15 protein-coding genes and 1 tRNA gene are annotated in these 13,933 nt (G+C 71.0%); 7 read left to right on the top strand and 9 right to left on the bottom strand.

Annotation, left to right across the window (positions count from 1 at the left end; genetic code table 11):
• Positions 1-36: 36 nt before the first annotated feature.
• Positions 37-513 (bottom strand): hypothetical protein, encoded by a 477-nt coding sequence (locus Q0W60_RS02315; protein WP_297692162.1) that lies wholly within the window; start codon positions 511-513, stop codon positions 37-39.
• 264 nt (positions 514-777) lie between these two features.
• On the opposite strand from Q0W60_RS02315, the gene Q0W60_RS02310 reads away from it, so the two are divergent.
• Positions 778-1,068, top strand: coding sequence for a hypothetical protein (locus tag Q0W60_RS02310; RefSeq protein WP_297692161.1), 291 nt, complete (start codon positions 778-780; stop codon positions 1,066-1,068).
• Here Q0W60_RS02310 and Q0W60_RS02305 read toward each other — a convergent pair whose 3' ends face one another.
• On the bottom strand, positions 1,069-1,404 hold the full coding sequence (locus Q0W60_RS02305) for a hypothetical protein (protein WP_297692160.1): 336 nt from the start codon (positions 1,402-1,404) through the stop codon (positions 1,069-1,071).
• Positions 1,405-1,414: 10 nt separating this feature from the next.
• On the bottom strand, positions 1,415-1,729 hold the full coding sequence (locus tag Q0W60_RS02300) for a hypothetical protein (RefSeq protein WP_297692159.1): 315 nt from the start codon (positions 1,727-1,729) through the stop codon (positions 1,415-1,417).
• A gap of 410 nt (positions 1,730-2,139) precedes the next feature.
• On the opposite strand from Q0W60_RS02300, the gene Q0W60_RS02295 reads away from it, so the two are divergent.
• Both Q0W60_RS02295 and Q0W60_RS02290 read left to right on the top strand, forming a co-directional pair.
• Positions 2,140-2,742 carry an NAD(P)H-dependent oxidoreductase gene (locus tag Q0W60_RS02295; protein WP_297692158.1) on the top strand — a complete coding sequence of 201 codons (603 nt, stop codon included), beginning with the start codon at positions 2,140-2,142 and terminating at the stop codon, positions 2,740-2,742.
• Positions 2,743-2,828: 86 nt separating this feature from the next.
• Complete coding sequence (locus Q0W60_RS02290) at positions 2,829-3,710, top strand: universal stress protein (protein ID WP_297692157.1); 882 nt, start codon at positions 2,829-2,831, stop codon at positions 3,708-3,710.
• Here Q0W60_RS02290 and Q0W60_RS02285 read toward each other — a convergent pair.
• Entirely contained in the window at positions 3,707-4,699 is a 993-nt protein-coding gene (locus Q0W60_RS02285; protein ID WP_297692146.1) for a zinc-dependent alcohol dehydrogenase family protein, read from the bottom strand. The genes Q0W60_RS02290 and Q0W60_RS02285 overlap by 4 nt on opposite strands.
• Before the next feature lie 132 nt (positions 4,700-4,831).
• Between Q0W60_RS02285 and Q0W60_RS02280 the strand changes: the two genes are divergently transcribed.
• Positions 4,832-7,540, top strand: a complete 2,709-nt coding sequence (locus Q0W60_RS02280; RefSeq protein WP_297692144.1) for a bifunctional acetate--CoA ligase family protein/GNAT family N-acetyltransferase — start codon at positions 4,832-4,834, stop codon at positions 7,538-7,540.
• On the opposite strand, the gene Q0W60_RS02275 is transcribed toward Q0W60_RS02280, so the two are convergent.
• Positions 7,525-8,286: an LOG family protein gene (locus Q0W60_RS02275; RefSeq protein WP_297692142.1), complete on the bottom strand. Its 762-nt coding sequence runs from the start codon at positions 8,284-8,286 to the stop codon at positions 7,525-7,527. The two genes, Q0W60_RS02280 and Q0W60_RS02275, sit on opposite strands and share 16 nt — an antisense overlap.
• 165 nt (positions 8,287-8,451) lie before the next feature.
• Between Q0W60_RS02275 and Q0W60_RS02270 the strand changes: the two genes are divergently transcribed.
• The 3 genes from Q0W60_RS02270 to Q0W60_RS02260 all read left to right on the top strand — a co-directional run bounded on the left by Q0W60_RS02270 (position 8,452) and on the right by Q0W60_RS02260 (position 11,298).
• Positions 8,452-9,945, top strand: a complete 1,494-nt coding sequence (locus Q0W60_RS02270; RefSeq protein ID WP_297692140.1) for a PAS domain-containing sensor histidine kinase — start codon at positions 8,452-8,454, stop codon at positions 9,943-9,945.
• Complete coding sequence (gene fixJ, locus Q0W60_RS02265; RefSeq protein WP_297692138.1) at positions 9,938-10,549, top strand: response regulator FixJ; 612 nt, start codon at positions 9,938-9,940, stop codon at positions 10,547-10,549. The genes Q0W60_RS02270 and fixJ overlap by 8 nt, the downstream gene beginning before the upstream one ends.
• 371 nt (positions 10,550-10,920) lie before the next feature.
• Positions 10,921-11,298, top strand: a complete 378-nt coding sequence (locus Q0W60_RS02260; protein ID WP_297692136.1) for a Rap1a/Tai family immunity protein — start codon at positions 10,921-10,923, stop codon at positions 11,296-11,298.
• Between the two features lie 5 nt (positions 11,299-11,303).
• On the opposite strand, the gene Q0W60_RS02255 is transcribed toward Q0W60_RS02260, so the two are convergent.
• The 4 genes from Q0W60_RS02255 to Q0W60_RS02240 form a co-directional block, all read right to left on the bottom strand.
• Positions 11,304-11,552: a hypothetical protein gene (locus tag Q0W60_RS02255; RefSeq protein ID WP_297692134.1), complete on the bottom strand. Its 249-nt coding sequence runs from the start codon at positions 11,550-11,552 to the stop codon at positions 11,304-11,306.
• A gap of 203 nt (positions 11,553-11,755) precedes the next feature.
• A tRNA-Arg gene (locus Q0W60_RS02250) sits at positions 11,756-11,832 on the bottom strand.
• Between the two features lie 52 nt (positions 11,833-11,884).
• On the bottom strand, positions 11,885-13,030 hold the full coding sequence (dnaJ, locus tag Q0W60_RS02245; RefSeq protein WP_297692132.1) for a molecular chaperone DnaJ: 1,146 nt from the start codon (positions 13,028-13,030) through the stop codon (positions 11,885-11,887).
• Between the two features lie 170 nt (positions 13,031-13,200).
• Positions 13,201-13,933 (bottom strand): Hsp70 family protein (locus Q0W60_RS02240; protein ID WP_297692130.1); only part of this gene is annotated, 733 nt, incomplete at its 5' end.

The raw sequence follows: 13,933 nt of genomic DNA, 5'->3' as shown, positions 1-13,933 counted from the left end.
AGGGCGCGGAGAAAGCGGAGCCGCCGGTGCGCGCGCCTAGCTTGCGCAGGACATCGCCAGGAGACGGCCCTTGAGGAAACCGCGACGCACCATTCCCGCGGTGACTGCGGCCCGCAGCCGGCGGTCGCGTCGCTCGGCGCCGCTCACCGTGCGAACCACGCTGCGGTACGGCAAACCAACGGCGCCGGCCACCGCGCCGGTGATGAGGTCCGTCGCGCTGAGACCGGAGGCGGGCTTTTCGGCCGCGCCGACATCGGGGCCGAGGGCGGCGTCGAGGGCGGCGATCTCCGCCCGAAGCGCGCCGCAGCTGTCGTCGGGCGCTGCGCGGTAAGGCTCGGCCCAGGCGCTGGCGAGCGCCGCGGGCGCCTGCTCGCGGATGAGGCTCAAGTCGCGGATCGGGGTCTCGACCGCACGTTCGACGCCCTGCGCCTGGTTGGGCGGCGGCATGGATCGCGTGGCGCACGCGCCGAGGGTCAAGGCGGCCAGCAGCGGAAGCAGGGTGCGGACTCCCATCACGCTCCTTCAGGACCGCGGACCGGCCTCTCCGCACGGGCGGAGAGCCCAGCCCTGAGTTGTCCCACTCCGCCGCCGACGTCCTCGTGCCGCAGCTTTGGAGGCGTTGGGCTAAGCCGGTCCAGCCGAGCCCCGCCGGGTGAGCATGGAGATACTCAGCCGGCGTCTCCCCATAGCCGAGCCGCGGGAGGCCCGAATTGATTGGGGTCAATGCCCGAGCGCCCATCGGGGCGAAGGCTCATCGTGTCGCCGGAGGAACATCCCATGACGCTCCATCCCATCCGCACCGGCTTCGCCCTCGGATCCGTGGTCGGCCTTTGGCACCTCGCCTGGGCCGGCCTGGTTGCGGTCGGCTGGGCGAAGCCTCTGCTCGATTTCGTGCTCTGGATGCACTTTCTGCAATTCAGCGTTTCCGTGCAGCCCTTTGACGCCGGGCGGGCGGCGGTGCTCGTGGCGGTGACGTTCGGCGCGGGCTTCGCCCTTGGCGCCCTGTTCGCCGCCGTGTGGAACCGCCTGCAGGGCAGCGCGGCCGCGCCGGCCCGCAAAATCGCCTGACTACCGCGTCGGCGGCTCCGCCAGGGTCGCGATATATGCCGCGATGTCGGTGGCGTCGGACTCGCTGATGGCGACCGGACGCATCTGGTAATGGCCAGATTTCACGATCCGCCGGAGCGCCTGCTCGAGCCCGATCGGGTTGTTGCGGCGCGCCAGGACCCGGAACGCCAGCGCTCCGGAATTGCGGCCGTGGTCGGCCTGTCCGATCGCGTGACACGCCTCGCAGCGCTGCGCGAGCTGCGCGCCGTGCCGGACCTGGCCGTTCAGGAGGCCGCCCTGCGCCGCACCCGCCGCGAGCGCGGCCGAGAGCGCGCCCGCCAGCATCAGGGCGCCCATCACCCGGCCCTCAATCGCGCCCGGTCGTGCGGCGCCGGCCCATCGCCGCGAAGGCGGCCAGGGTGAGCGCGACGCCGATGAGCGCGACGGTCGCCACGGGCCACGCGCGGGCTTCCCGCGCGGCGCCGGCGCCCAGCAGCCTGGCGCGGCCGCGAGTCTCGCGGGCGAGCGCGTGCGAGGCGACGCTCAGGCGGTGAGCGGCTTCCGCCACGGCGCGCGGCGCATGGTCGGCGATGCGGCCGCCGACCTTCCTGAGCGAGTGGCGGACGTCATCGGCGGCTTCCTCGACGTCGCGGAAGAGATCGCGGGCGAGCGGCTGGTTCATGCGGAGGCTCCCGGACAGGTTGCGACGGAAGGGGAGCCGCTTCGCGCGGGTCACGCCTTGATCGAGGTCAAGCTGGCGCGCGGCCCACCCGCAGCCGGATCGAGAGCGGCGCGCACGACGTCCAGCAGCCGTTCGCGGGCGGCATCGTCCGGGGCCGCTTCCAGCCGCTCCTCGAGTCTCCCCCAGGAGCTGGGCGCGCAGGTTATGCCCGTCGAGGGTCGCGACCTCGGCCGCGGGCAGGCGCGGGCTCGCGCCCGGCAAGGCCGTGGCCGCCGCGCACCGCAGGTCGAAACTCTCGTCGAGGAGCCCCTGGTGAGCGCAATGGGCCGGCGATGCGACCGGCAGACTGTGATCTCGATCAAGGCGACGGTGGCGCGGAGGAGGTCTCGTGCCCGCCGAGGAGGCCCGTGATGAAGCATGCCGTCATCTTCGCCCATCCGAGGCCCAAGAGCCTGACGGGAGCCATCGCTGCGACGTACGCGTCTGCGGTGCGCGAGCTTGGCCACACGGCCAAGGTGCGCGACCTCTATCGAATGGGCTTCGACCCTCGCCTGCAGGCCAGCGAGATCCCCGGCCCCGCCGAGCCGCGTTTCGGCGATGACGTGACGGCGGAGCGAAAGCTCCTCGCAGACTGCGATGTCTTCGCCTTCGTCTACCCGCTCTGGTTCAACGCTCCGCCGGCGATGATCAAGGGCTATGTGGACCGCGTTTTCAGCATGGGTTTCGGCTATGAGCCCGCGCTGCACGGCTCCGATCCGCTGCTCACCGGACGGCGGCTGATCACCTTCACGAGCTCGGGCGCCCCGGAGGCCTGGGTCCGCGACACCGGCGCGATGAACGCGCTCACGGCGATCTTCGACAGCCATCTGGCGGCGGTGTGCGGGCTGACCATCGCGGACCACGTGCACACCGGCGGCGTTACGCCGGGCGTGACCGCCGAGGCCGTCGAGCAGATCCTGGGCGACGTCCGCGCCGCCGTCAGGCGGGCCTTCGCGCCTGAGCTCGTGAGCTAGGGGAAAGCCCTTAAGCGAAAGACCCGGATTTCGGCGCCCCCTGAGCGAGGCGCACCCTGCGGCCATCGACAACAGGAGGTCCCGCCATGAGCCTGGTGCAAGACGCCCCGGCGCGCGCCGCGCTCCGGTCCGCCACGCAAAGCGGCTGGAGGACCGTGCTCACCCACGTTGAGCCCGGCAAGTCCTCCGTGCCCCGGATCGAGGCGGCGGTCGCGCTCGCCAAGCGTTTCGACGCCCTTCTGATCGGACTGGGTGCGGAGATGATCGAGCCGGTCACCTTCGCCGATCCCTACGGCAGCTGGGACGGACAGGTCCTGACCGCGATGCGCGAGCAGGTGCAGGTCAACATCGCCCATGCCGAACGCGCGTTCACGAGCCACACCGGGCAGGTCCGGGCCGAATGGCGGCGGGTCGAGGACCGTCCGGTCCCGGCCATGGCGCGGGTCTCGCGCAGCGCCGACGTGATCGTGGCCGGCGGGATGCCGATCCGGTCCGTCGACGGCTACCGCACCGCCGATTCCGCCGAGCTCGCGCTCACCAGCGGCCGCCCGGTCCTGGTCGTCCCTCCGAACGGGGGCGTGCTGGAAGGCAAGAAGATCCTCGTGGCCTGGAAGGAGACCCGCGAGTCCCGCCGCGCGATCGCCGACGCCTTGCCGCTCCTGAAGCTCGCTGACGAGGTCGTGGTCGTGGAGGTCTGCGAAGGCGGCGACGCGGTTGGCGACGCGGTCTTCCACGCGGGCGAAGTGGCCGAGGGCCTGAAGCGCCACGGTGTGAACGCCCGCGGCAAGGCGGTGACCGCCAAGGATGACGACGTCGTCCCGATGCTGAACGCCGAGGCCAAGGTCGTCGGCGCGGATCTGATCGTCGCCGGCTGCTATGGCCACAGCCGCATGAACGAGTGGTTCTTCGGCGGCGTGACCCGCGGCCTGCTGGGCGCTCCCCGGCGCTTCGTGCTGATGAGCCACTAGGGCCTGAGCACCGCCGCCCCCGCGAAAGCGCCGTCCCGCAGGTCCTGCAGGGCGGCGTTGGCGTCTTTCAGCTCGTAGACCGTCACATGCGGCCGCACGCCGGCTTTCGCGGCGAGCGGCAGGTAGTCCCGACCGTCCTGGCGCGTCAGGTTGGCGACCGAGACCAGCCGCCGCTCCTGCCACAGGATCGCATAAGGGAACGCAGGGATGTCGCTCATGTGGATTCCGCCGCAGACGACGGTCCCGCCCTTGCGAACCGCCTTGAGGGCCGCGGGCACGAGCGCGCCGACCGGGGCGAAGATGATCGCGGCGTCGAGGGACTCCGGCGGAGCCTCGTCCGAGCTTCCCGCCCAGACGCAGCCGAGCTCGAGCGCCAGCGCCTGGGCCGTGGCATCGCCGCTGCGCGTGAAGGCATAGACGGACTGGCCGTCGAAGAGCGCAAGCTGGGCCAGAAGATGCGCGGCTGCGCCAAAACCGTAGAGCCCGAGCCGCTCCACCGGTCGGGCTTCCGCCGCCTTCCTCCAGCAGCGGTAGCCGATCAGGCCGGCGCACAGCAGAGGCGCCGCCTCGGCGTCCGAGAATCGCTGCGGAATGAGAAAGCAGAAGTCGGCCCGGACGACCGCCTTGTCCGCATAGCCGCCGTCGCGGGTCCATCCGTTGAAGCCGGGTGCGTCGCACAGGTTCTCCTCGCCGGCCAGACAGTAGCGGCACCTGCCGCAGGTCTCGCCGAGCCACGGGGCGCCCAGCCGGTCGCCAAGGCGCAGGCCCTGGACGCCTGGGCCGATCGCCTCGACCCGGCCGACGATCTCGTGGCCCGGCACGACGCTCGGCCGCACAGGGGCGAGCTCGCCGTCCACCACGTGCAGGTCGGTCCGGCAGACGCCGCAAGCCTGAACCGCCAGGCGCACCTCGCCGGGACCCGGCTCCGGATCGGGCCGCACCTCCTCGCAAAGCCTGGTCGCTGGCGGGCGGTGCGCCATGGCGAACATCAACGACCTCCAACCAACAGCGTCGCTCAGGATATCCGCGCCGCTCGCCGGCTCCTACAGGGCGCAGGCGCCACGGTCGGGAGCGTTGACGCCGATCAACGCGCGGATCGCCCGGCTCGGCCAAGAAGCGCCATGACCACCCGCAACCTCGAGGCGCTGTTCGAGCCGCGGTCGATCGCCCTGATCGGCGCGAGCTCGCGCCCCGGCTCCGTCGGACAGGTCGCCGCGCGCAATCTGACCGCCGCCGGTTTCGCGGGGTCGATCAGCTTCGTCAATCCACACGAGACCGAGGTCGCGGGCCGGACCGTCGCCCGGACGGTCGCCGACCTTGCCGAGGCGCCCGACCTCGCCCTGATCGCGACGCCCGCGGCCACGGTCCCGGACCTCGTCTCCGAGCTCGGCCGCGGCGGGTGCCGGGCGGCCGTTGTGCTGAGCGCCGGCTTCGAGGCGCCCGGCGAGGAGATGCGGCTGCGCCAGGCCGTGCTGGACGTCGCCAGGCCGCACCTGCTGCGGATCGTCGGGCCCAATTGCCTCGGCGTCCTTTCGCCCGCCAGCCGGGTGAACGCGAGCTTCGCCCACGTCATGCCGGACGCCGGCGGCGTCGCCCTGGTCTCCCAGTCGGGCGCGATCGCCGCGGCCGCCCTCGACTGGGCGCCGGCGCATGGGGTGGGCTTCTCGCATGTCGTGACGGTCGGCGATTCCGCCGACGTGGACGTCGGCGACCTCCTGGACTACCTGGCGACGGATCGGGCCACCCGCGCCGTCATGCTGTACCTGGAGGGCGTCGGCGATGCGCGGAAGTTCATGAGCGCCGCGCGCGCCGCGGCGCGGAACAAGCCCGTGGCCGTCCTCAAGGCCGGCCGCAGCGCGGAAGGCGCCAAAGCGGCCTTCTCCCACACGGGAGCGCTCGCGGGCGCCGAGGCCGTCTACGACGCCGCGCTGCGCCGGGCGGGCCTGCTGCGGGTGGAGACCCTGGATGCGCTGTTCGATGCGATTCTCGCCTTCAATGCGGGACTGAGCACGTGCGGCGAGCGGCTGGCGATCCTCACCAACGGCGGCGGGGCGGGCGTGCTCGCCGTGGACGCCCTGGAGGTCACGGGCGCGCGCCTGGCCGAGTTCGGACCCGAGACGCTCGCGGCGCTCGGAGCGGTTGCGCCCCCGCACAGTTCGCGCCGCAATCCCGTCGACATCCTGGGCGACGCCCGGCCGGACCTCTATGGCCGGGCCATGGACGTGCTCCTGGCCGCGGCGGAGGTCGATGCGGTCGCCGTCTTCAACTGCCCGGTCGCGGTGGCTGACAGCTCAGAGGCCGCGCAGGCGGTGATCGAGGCGGCGCGTCGGGCGAAGCGGCGCCTTCCGGTGCTTGGCGCCTGGCTCGGCGAGACAGCCGCCCAGCCTGCCCGCGCGAAGTTCGCCGCAGCCCAGATCCCCGCCTACGCCACGCCAGAGCGGGCGATCGCCGCCTTCGCTCAGCTGGTCCGCGCCCGGCGCGCCCACGACCTTCTCATCGAAGCGCCGGGCGCGGATCCGGCCCCCTTCGACGCCAAGTCCGCTCGCGCCGTCGTCGAGGATGCCTTGGCCCAGGGCCGCACGACGCTCACCGATCCTGAGGCCCGATCCATCCTGCGGGCGTACGGCGTGCCCGTGGTGCAGAGCCTCTCGGCGGAGACGCCACAGGCGGCGGGCCAGGCGGCGGCGCGCCTCGGCGGCAGGGTGGCGCTGAAGATCCTCTCGCGCGACATCAGCCACAAGTCGGACGTGGGCGGGGTCAGGCTCGGCCTCGCCGGCGCGGCGGAGGTCGAGCTAGCGGCCCGCGACATGCTGGCCTCCGTGACGGCGATGCGCGCCGCGGCCAAGATCGACGGCTTCGTCGTGGAACGTTTCATCGAGCGGCCGCACGCCGAGGAGCTGCTGGCAGGGCTGGTCCAGGATCCGACGTTCGGTTCGCTGGTCATGGTGGGCCAGGGCGGGATTGCGGTGCAGGTGGTTTCGGATCGGACGCTGGGCCTGCCGCCGCTGAACGCTCCGCTGGCGCGCGACATGATTGCGCGCACGCGTGTCGCCAGGCTGCTCGCGGGATACCGCGACCGCCCGCCCGCCGACGTGGCGGCGCTCGAGCGCGTGCTGGTGGCGTTGGGCGGTCTGGCGATCGACCTTCCCGAAGTCACCGAGCTCGACATCAACCCGCTGCTTTGTGACGCCGAGGGCGTGCTGGCGGTGGACGCGCGAATCGCCATCCGCCGACCGGACGCCGCGACTCCCAGGCCGGCGATCATGCCCTATCCGGCCCAGCTGGCCCGCGATGTGGAGATCGGCGGGGAGAGGCTGCACATCCGCGCCATCCAGCCGCAGGACGCCGCCGGACTCGTGGACATGGTCGATCGAAGCGACCCGCGCGATGTGAACCTGCGCTTCAGCGGCGGGATGCGTCATCTCACCCCGGAGCTCGCGCGACGGCTCAGCCAGATCGACTACGACCGGCACCTTGGGTTGGTCGCCGTCGATGCGAGCGGCGCAACCATCGGCGTCGTCCGCCTCGTGCGCGATCCCGAAGGCGAGAGCGGCGAGTTTTCGCTGATGGTCCGGAGCGACCATCAGGCGCGCGGGATCGGCGGGCGGCTGCTCCAGCTGATCGTGGATTACGCGCGGTCCGTCGGCCTCACGACGGTCTGGGGCGATGTGGCGCGAGCCAACGACCGCATGCGCGCCTTGGCGTACGAGCTTGGGTTCGCGGCTTTGCCCTCAAAGGATTCGTCGCGCGTCCGCGTGACCCTGCGGCTCGCGAGCTCCCGCAGACCGATCGCCGCCCCGGCCCCGGCCGGATCTCAAGGGTCCGGCTGAGTCCCGACCTTCAAGCCCATGTCGAGGAGCACGCTCCAGGCCTGCTCGGCATGCTCGGCGAAACGGAACAGCGAGAGGTCCGCGGCGTCGATCATTCCCGCCTCCTGCAGCGCCTCGAAGTCGACGATCCTGCGCCAATAGGCTTCGTCGAACAGCACGACGGGGATGTGGGGCGCCTTGTTGGTCTGCCGCAGGGTGAGGATTTCGAAGAGCTCGTCCAGGGTGCCGAACCCGCCCGGGAACACCACCAGCGCCTTGGTCCTCATCGCGAGGTGCATCTTGCGCATGGCGAAGTAGTGGAAGCGGAAGCACAGTTCCGGCGTGATGTAGGGGTTCGGCTGCTGCTCCAGGGGCAGCGAGATGTTGAAGCCGACAGAGGGCGCTCCGGCGTCCCGGGCGCCTCGGTTGACCGCCTCCATCACGCCGGGGCCGCCGCCGGTGGCGATGACGTTCTCCCGCGCGCCTTCGGACGACAGCAGGGCGCCGCCGCGAGACGAGGCGAGCCGCCCGAAGGCGCGGGCCTCAGCGTACCAGCGCGGCTGGTCGCCCGGCCCGTCCTCCCGCACCCGCGCGCTGCCGAACACGACGATCGTCGAGGCCACGCCCCACGCGCGCAGCGCCTCTTCGGGCTTGGCGTACTCGAGCAGGAAGCGGACGCCGCGCATGGAATCGCTCAGCAGGAAGTCCTGATCCAGAGCGGCGAGCCGGTAGGATGCGGACGCGAGCTGAGCGGCGTTGTCGGTCATCTGGCTTCACCTTTCTGCCGGTGGCGCGGGACTCCTTGAGCGACCAAAGCTGTGATCTGGACCTGCGCGAAAGAAAAGATGTTCAAGCCTAGGGGAAGCTACGTATTCCGCAGGACTTGCTCGGGCCGCACAGTTGCGTAAGCGTCCTTGTGGGCAAGAGAGAGCATGACGACCTCCGATCTATTCACGAGGCGCGCACGTCGCGAGCTGCTGATCGGTTGCGTAGTCGCCGCCGCCGCGGTCGGGATCGCGCTGCTGATCAGGTTGGCGCTGGATCCCTATCTCGGCGACCAGGATCTCGCCTTCGCGCTCTATGTGCCGGCGGTGGTCGCGGCCGCCGCGGTGGGCGGGGTCGCGCCGGGCGCGCTCGCCACCGTGCTCGGCGTGGCGGCCGGCCTCTCGGCGCCGATCAGCAAGCACCACATGGAGCCCGGGGACTTCATGGCCGCCGCCTTCTTCGTGGTCGCCGGCGGCGCGGTGGTGCTGGGCGGCGAGTTCTTCCAGCGCGCCCGCAGGCGCACCGAGCAGTTCAACGTGGTCCTCGCCAACCGCGAGGCGCATCTGCAGTCGATCCTCGACACCGTCCCCGACGCCATGGTGGTCATCGACGAACGGGGCGTGATGCAGTCCTTCAGCCAGACCGCTCAGCGCCTGTTCGGCTGGACGCCTGACGAGGTGATCGGGCGCAACGTCTCCATGCTCATGCCCTCGCCGTACCGGGAGGAGCACGACTCCTACCTCGAACGCTATCTCACGACCGGCGAGCGGCGGATCATCGGCATCGGCCGGGTCGTGGTGGGCGAGCGCAAGGACGGCTCGACCTTTCCCATGGAGCTCGCCGTCGGCGAGGCGCGGTCCGGCCAGGCGCGATTCTTCACGGGGTTCGTCCGCGACCTCACCGAACGGCAGACCACCGAGCGAAGGCTGCAGGAGCTGCAGTCGGAGCTGGTGCATGTCTCCCGGCTGACGGCGATGGGCGAGATGGCCTCTGCCCTGGCGCACGAGCTCAACCAGCCGCTCTCGGCGATCGCCAACTACATGAAGGGCTCGGCCAGGCTGCTCGGCGCGCCTGAGATCCCGCGCGACCGCCTGGCCGATGCGCTGGACAAGGCCAACGAGCAGGCGCAGCGGGCCGGGCAGATCATCCGGCGCCTGCGCGACTTCCTCGCCCGCGGAGAGATCGAGCGGCGGGTGGAAAGCCTTCCCAAGCTGGTGCAGGAGGCGAGCGCGCTGGCCCTGGTGGGCGCGAAGGAGCATGGCGTCCGCGTGAGCTTCAGCTACGCCCGGGGGGTCGACCTGGTCCTGGCCGACAAGGTGCAGATCCAGCAGGTCGTGCTCAACCTCATCCGCAACGCCATGGATGCGATGCTGGAGTCTCCCCGCAAGGAGATGGCGATCGCCGTGCGGCGCGCGCCCGACCACATGGCCGAGGTCGTGGTCTCCGACACCGGGCCCGGAGTTGCGCCCGATGTGGCCGCCCAGCTGTTCCAGCCGTTCGTCACCACCAAGCCGACCGGAATGGGCGTCGGGCTTTCGATCTCCCGCACCATTGTCGAGGCTCACGGCGGGCGCATATGGGTGGACGTCGCACCCGGCGGCGGGGCGGCGTTCCACTTCACCCTCAAGACGGGGGATGTTGAGGAGTTGGTCGATGACTGACGGCGTAGTGCATGTGATCGACGACGATGCGGCCATGCGCGATTCGCTGCAGTTCCTGCTGGAGTCGGCCGAGCTCTCGCCGCGGACCTATGACTCGGCCGTCGAGTTCCTGAACCAGCTCGCGGGCCTGAAGCCGGGCTGCATCGTCACCGACGTGCGCATGCCTGGGATGAGCGGTCTCGAGCTGATGGGGGAGCTGAAGGCGCGCGGCATCACCTGGCCGGTGATCGTCATGACCGGCCACGCCGACGTGCCGCTCGCGATCCAGGCCATGAAGGCGGGCGTCCTGGATTTCATCGAGAAACCCTTCGCGGACGAGGCCCTGCTCTCGGCGATCCGCAGCGGGCTCGCCAGAGCGGGCGAGGAGGGGCGGCGCTCGGCGGAGCTTGGCCAGATACGCGCCAGGCTCGCCTCGCTCTCGCCGCGCGAACGCGATGTGCTGGAGGGGCTTGTCGCCGGGCGGCCCAACAAGGTGATCGCCTACGATCTCGGCATCAGCCCAAGAACAGTGGAAATCTACCGCGCAAACCTGATGACCAAGATGGGCGCGGGCTCGCTGTCGGAACTGGTGCGCATGCGTCTGACGACGGACGAGGTTAAGTAGAGTCCCTTAAGCGAGACACCCGAATTTCCTCTGGGGCCGCCCCGAGCGATGCTGCAGGCCTGATCGCTCGGAGCCCGTCATGTCGCCATCCTCTCTCTATCTCGGCATGGTGATCGCCGCCTTCGTCATCTTCGGCGTCGTGTTGTTCGGCGTCTCCGCGTGGCTTCGCCTGCAGAAGTAGCCATTCCGCGCCGTTTGGCCGTTCTCGCCGCCGCGTTGGCCGGGAGCGGGACGGCGCGCCTAGGCGATGACCTCCGGCGCGTCCCTCGGGTCGCCGTGCGAACCGGGCCCATGACCCGTATCAAGGCGGCAGCCTGGCGCTCGGCGATGATCGCCTACAGGCTGCGGCCGGGAGAAGGAGCCTGCGCGTCATGTCCTGGCTGATCGCCGTCCTGCTGGCGAGCGCGCCGCCGCCGACCGGCGTCCCGCCGATGCTGGGCTTCGTCGACGCCGCCTCGCTGAGCGGGTTCTGCACCGCGGCCGGCGACAAGGCGCGCGACGGCAAGCTGGTCTGCCTGAGCTATGTGACCGGCGCTGTCGATCAGCTGCTCGCCGAACAGTCCCTGCGGACGCCTGACGACCGCACCATCTGCGTGCCGTCCGACGTCACCGCCGCGGGGGTGATGCGCGCCGTGACCGCCTATGCCGGCTGGAGCAAGTCGGGCGTGGGGATCAGCGGGGCCAGCTTCGTCAGGTACGCCCTGGAACGGGCCTACCCCTGCGACCTGACCGACACCCGGCCGATGTGACCGCCTCAGTGCAGGCGTTGCGCGGCCAGTTCGGCGCCCAGAGGGACGCTGTAGGCGCGCAGCACGCCCGGGAGCCGCATGGCCATGCGCGTCGCCTCCCGCAGCGAGGCGAACGCCGTCGCCTGCCGGGATTCGGCGACCCAGGTCGGCTCACCGCTCTCGGAAACCTTCAGGAACGCTTCGTGATGAGCAAGGTCCGCCTTCGCCACGATGGCCGGGGCGGCGGTGCGCGGCGTCTTGATCGCGTCGAGCATGGGGCGTCTCCGTTCCCGCTCACCTAGCCCCGCCGGCGCGCAGCCCGCCATTCGGGGCGCCTCCTTAGGGGCTTCTACGGAGCGCGCGCGGCAACTCGCGTTGATCTCGCTCAAGGCGCCCGGCTGGGGGAAGGCGGCCGGGCCGTGGCCCGGGCGCGCGCCAGTCGCGGCGCGATCGAGCCTAGCCCAGTCATTGAATTCGCTGGCGCACCCGACACGATTCGAACGTGTGACCTTTGCCTTCGGAGGGCAACGCTCTATCCAGCTGAGCTACGGGTGCGTTTCCGCGAGCCGGGTTGTCTAACCGAAAGGGCGCGGGCCTGCAAACGCCCTCAGGCGACGCCGGTGACTTCCTCCCAGAACCGCCGGGCCTTGCCCATGAAGCTGGCGGCCTTGGGGTGCTGCTGCTCGCCGCAGATCTGGGCGAACTCGGCCAGCAGCTCCTTCTGGCGTCCGGTGAGCCGGGTCGGGGTCTCGATGAACAGCTCGACGACCAGGTCGCCGCGCTCGCGGCTGCGCAGCGAAGGCATGCCGCGGCCCTTGATGCGCACGGTCTGGCCGGTCTGGGCGCCTTCCGGCACCTTGACCTCGAGCTTGCAGTTGCCGTCGCAGTTCTCGCCGCCCAGCAGGCAGGGGGCGTCGACCGCGCCGCCGAGCGCCGCGGTCGCCATCGGCACCGGCACCGAGCAGAGCAGATCGAGCCCGTCGCGCTCGAACAGCTCGTGCGGCCGGACCGAGACGAAGATGTAGAGGTCGCCGCGCGGGCCGCCTCTCGCGCCCGCGTCGCCCTCGCCGGCCAGCCGGATGCGCGCGCCGTCGTCGACGCCGGCCGGGATGCGCACCGAGAGCGTCCGCTCGCGGCGCACCTGGCCCAGGCCGTGGCAGGCCTGGCAGGGGTCGAGCACCATGCGCCCGGAGCCGCCGCAGCGGGGGCAGGCCCGCTCGATGGAGAAGAAGCCCTGCGTCGCGCGCACGCGGCCCGCGCCGTTGCAGGTGGCGCAGGTGGTCGGGCTGGTGCCGGGCTTGGCGCCCGACCCTTCGCAGGCCTCGCAGTTGAGCGTGGTGGGGGCGGTGATCTCCACCTCGGCGCCGGCGTAGGCCTGCTCGAGGGTGATCTCCAGGTCGTAGCGCAGGTCCTGGCCGCGGGCCGGGCCGCGGCTGCGCCGTCCGCCCATGCCGAACATGTCGCCGAAGACGTCACCGAACACCTCGTTGAAGATGTCGTGCACGTCGTGGAACTGGCCCGGGCCGCCGTGGCCGTTCAGGCCGGCGTGGCCGAAACGGTCGTACACCGAGCGCTTCTGCGGATCGGAGAGGACCGAATAGGCCTCGTTGATCTCCTTGAACCGGGTGGCGGCGTCCTCGCACCCGCCGTTGCGGTCGGGATGGTGCTCCATCGCGAGCTTGCGAAACGCCTGCTTGAGGGCGCCGTCATCGCAGCCGCGTTGGACGCCGAGGATCTCGTAATAATCCCGCATCGATCGTCAGGCGCTCTGGACTGTCACTGCAATGGAAGTGGGATAGCTCCCGCCGCGCTGCAAGGCTTGTAGCCGAGCGGGCGGGAGCGCTTTCCCCCGAGGTGCGGCGGCGACGTTCCCCAAGGCGACCTCTTCGCACTGGACGCCAAGGATCGCCATGGGGCGGGTTGTCACGCCGACTTCTTCTCGTCGCCGTCGACTTCCTCGAACTCCGCGTCGACGACGTCTTCCGGACCGCCGGCCGGACGGCCCTCCTCGGATGTCTCGGCCCCGGCGGTGTTCTGCTGGGCCTGGTACATCGCCTCGCCCAGCTTCATGGACGCCTGGATCAGCGTCTGGGTCTTGGCCGAAATGGTCTCGGCGTCCCCGGACTCCAGCACGCCCTTGAGGTCGGCCAGCGCGGTGGTGATGGCGCTGCGCTCGGCCTCGCCCACCTTGTCGCCGTGTTCGGCCAGCGCCTTCTCCGTGGAGTGGATGATGGCGTCGGCCTGGTTCTTGGCCTCGACCACCGCCTTGCGCTTGTCGTCATCGGCCTTGTGGCTCTCGGCCTCCTTGACCATCGCGTCGATGTCGGTGTCCGAGAGGCCGCCGTTGGCCTGGATGCGGATCGACTGCTCCTTGTTGGTCGCCTTGTCGCGCGCCTGGACGTTGACGATGCCGTTGGCGTCGATGTCGAAGGTGACCTCCACCTGCGGCACGCCGCGCGGCGCGGGCGGGATGCCGACCAGGTCGAACTGGCCCAGGAGCTTGTTGTCGGCCGCCATCGGCCGCTCGCCCTGGAACACCCGGATGGTCACCGCCGACTGATTGTCCTCGGCGGTCGAGAACACCTGGCTGCGCTTGGTGGGGATGGTCGTGTTGCGCTCGATCAGCGGGGTGAACACTCCGCCCAGGGTCTCGATG

The sequence above is a fragment of the Phenylobacterium sp. genome (assembly GCF_025934275.1).
GTDB lineage: Bacteria > Pseudomonadota > Alphaproteobacteria > Caulobacterales > Caulobacteraceae > Phenylobacterium.
The sequence above is the reverse complement of the archived record's forward strand: the minus strand, read 5'-3'. Positions and strand labels throughout refer to the sequence as shown.

Bases quoted from the DNA above. Each gene is read 5' to 3' on its own strand.
- Q0W60_RS02315 (WP_297692162.1), bottom strand. From the start codon at position 513: ATGGGAGTCCGCACCCTGCTTCCGCTGCTGGCCGCCTTGACCCTCGGC.
- Q0W60_RS02310 (WP_297692161.1), top strand. From the start codon at position 778: ATGACGCTCCATCCCATCCGCACCGGCTTCGCCCTCGGATCCGTGGTC.
- Q0W60_RS02305 (WP_297692160.1), bottom strand. From the start codon at position 1,404: ATGGGCGCCCTGATGCTGGCGGGCGCGCTCTCGGCCGCGCTCGCGGCG.
- Q0W60_RS02300 (WP_297692159.1), bottom strand. From the start codon at position 1,729: ATGAACCAGCCGCTCGCCCGCGATCTCTTCCGCGACGTCGAGGAAGCC.
- Q0W60_RS02295 (WP_297692158.1), top strand. From the start codon at position 2,140: ATGAAGCATGCCGTCATCTTCGCCCATCCGAGGCCCAAGAGCCTGACG.
- Q0W60_RS02290 (WP_297692157.1), top strand. From the start codon at position 2,829: ATGAGCCTGGTGCAAGACGCCCCGGCGCGCGCCGCGCTCCGGTCCGCC.
- Q0W60_RS02285 (WP_297692146.1), bottom strand. From the start codon at position 4,699: ATGTTCGCCATGGCGCACCGCCCGCCAGCGACCAGGCTTTGCGAGGAG.
- Q0W60_RS02280 (WP_297692144.1), top strand. From the start codon at position 4,832: ATGACCACCCGCAACCTCGAGGCGCTGTTCGAGCCGCGGTCGATCGCC.
- Q0W60_RS02275 (WP_297692142.1), bottom strand. From the start codon at position 8,286: ATGACCGACAACGCCGCTCAGCTCGCGTCCGCATCCTACCGGCTCGCC.
- Q0W60_RS02270 (WP_297692140.1), top strand. From the start codon at position 8,452: ATGACGACCTCCGATCTATTCACGAGGCGCGCACGTCGCGAGCTGCTG.
- fixJ (WP_297692138.1), top strand. From the start codon at position 9,938: ATGACTGACGGCGTAGTGCATGTGATCGACGACGATGCGGCCATGCGC.
- Q0W60_RS02260 (WP_297692136.1), top strand. From the start codon at position 10,921: ATGTCCTGGCTGATCGCCGTCCTGCTGGCGAGCGCGCCGCCGCCGACC.
- Q0W60_RS02255 (WP_297692134.1), bottom strand. From the start codon at position 11,552: ATGCTCGACGCGATCAAGACGCCGCGCACCGCCGCCCCGGCCATCGTG.
- dnaJ (WP_297692132.1), bottom strand. From the start codon at position 13,030: ATGCGGGATTATTACGAGATCCTCGGCGTCCAACGCGGCTGCGATGAC.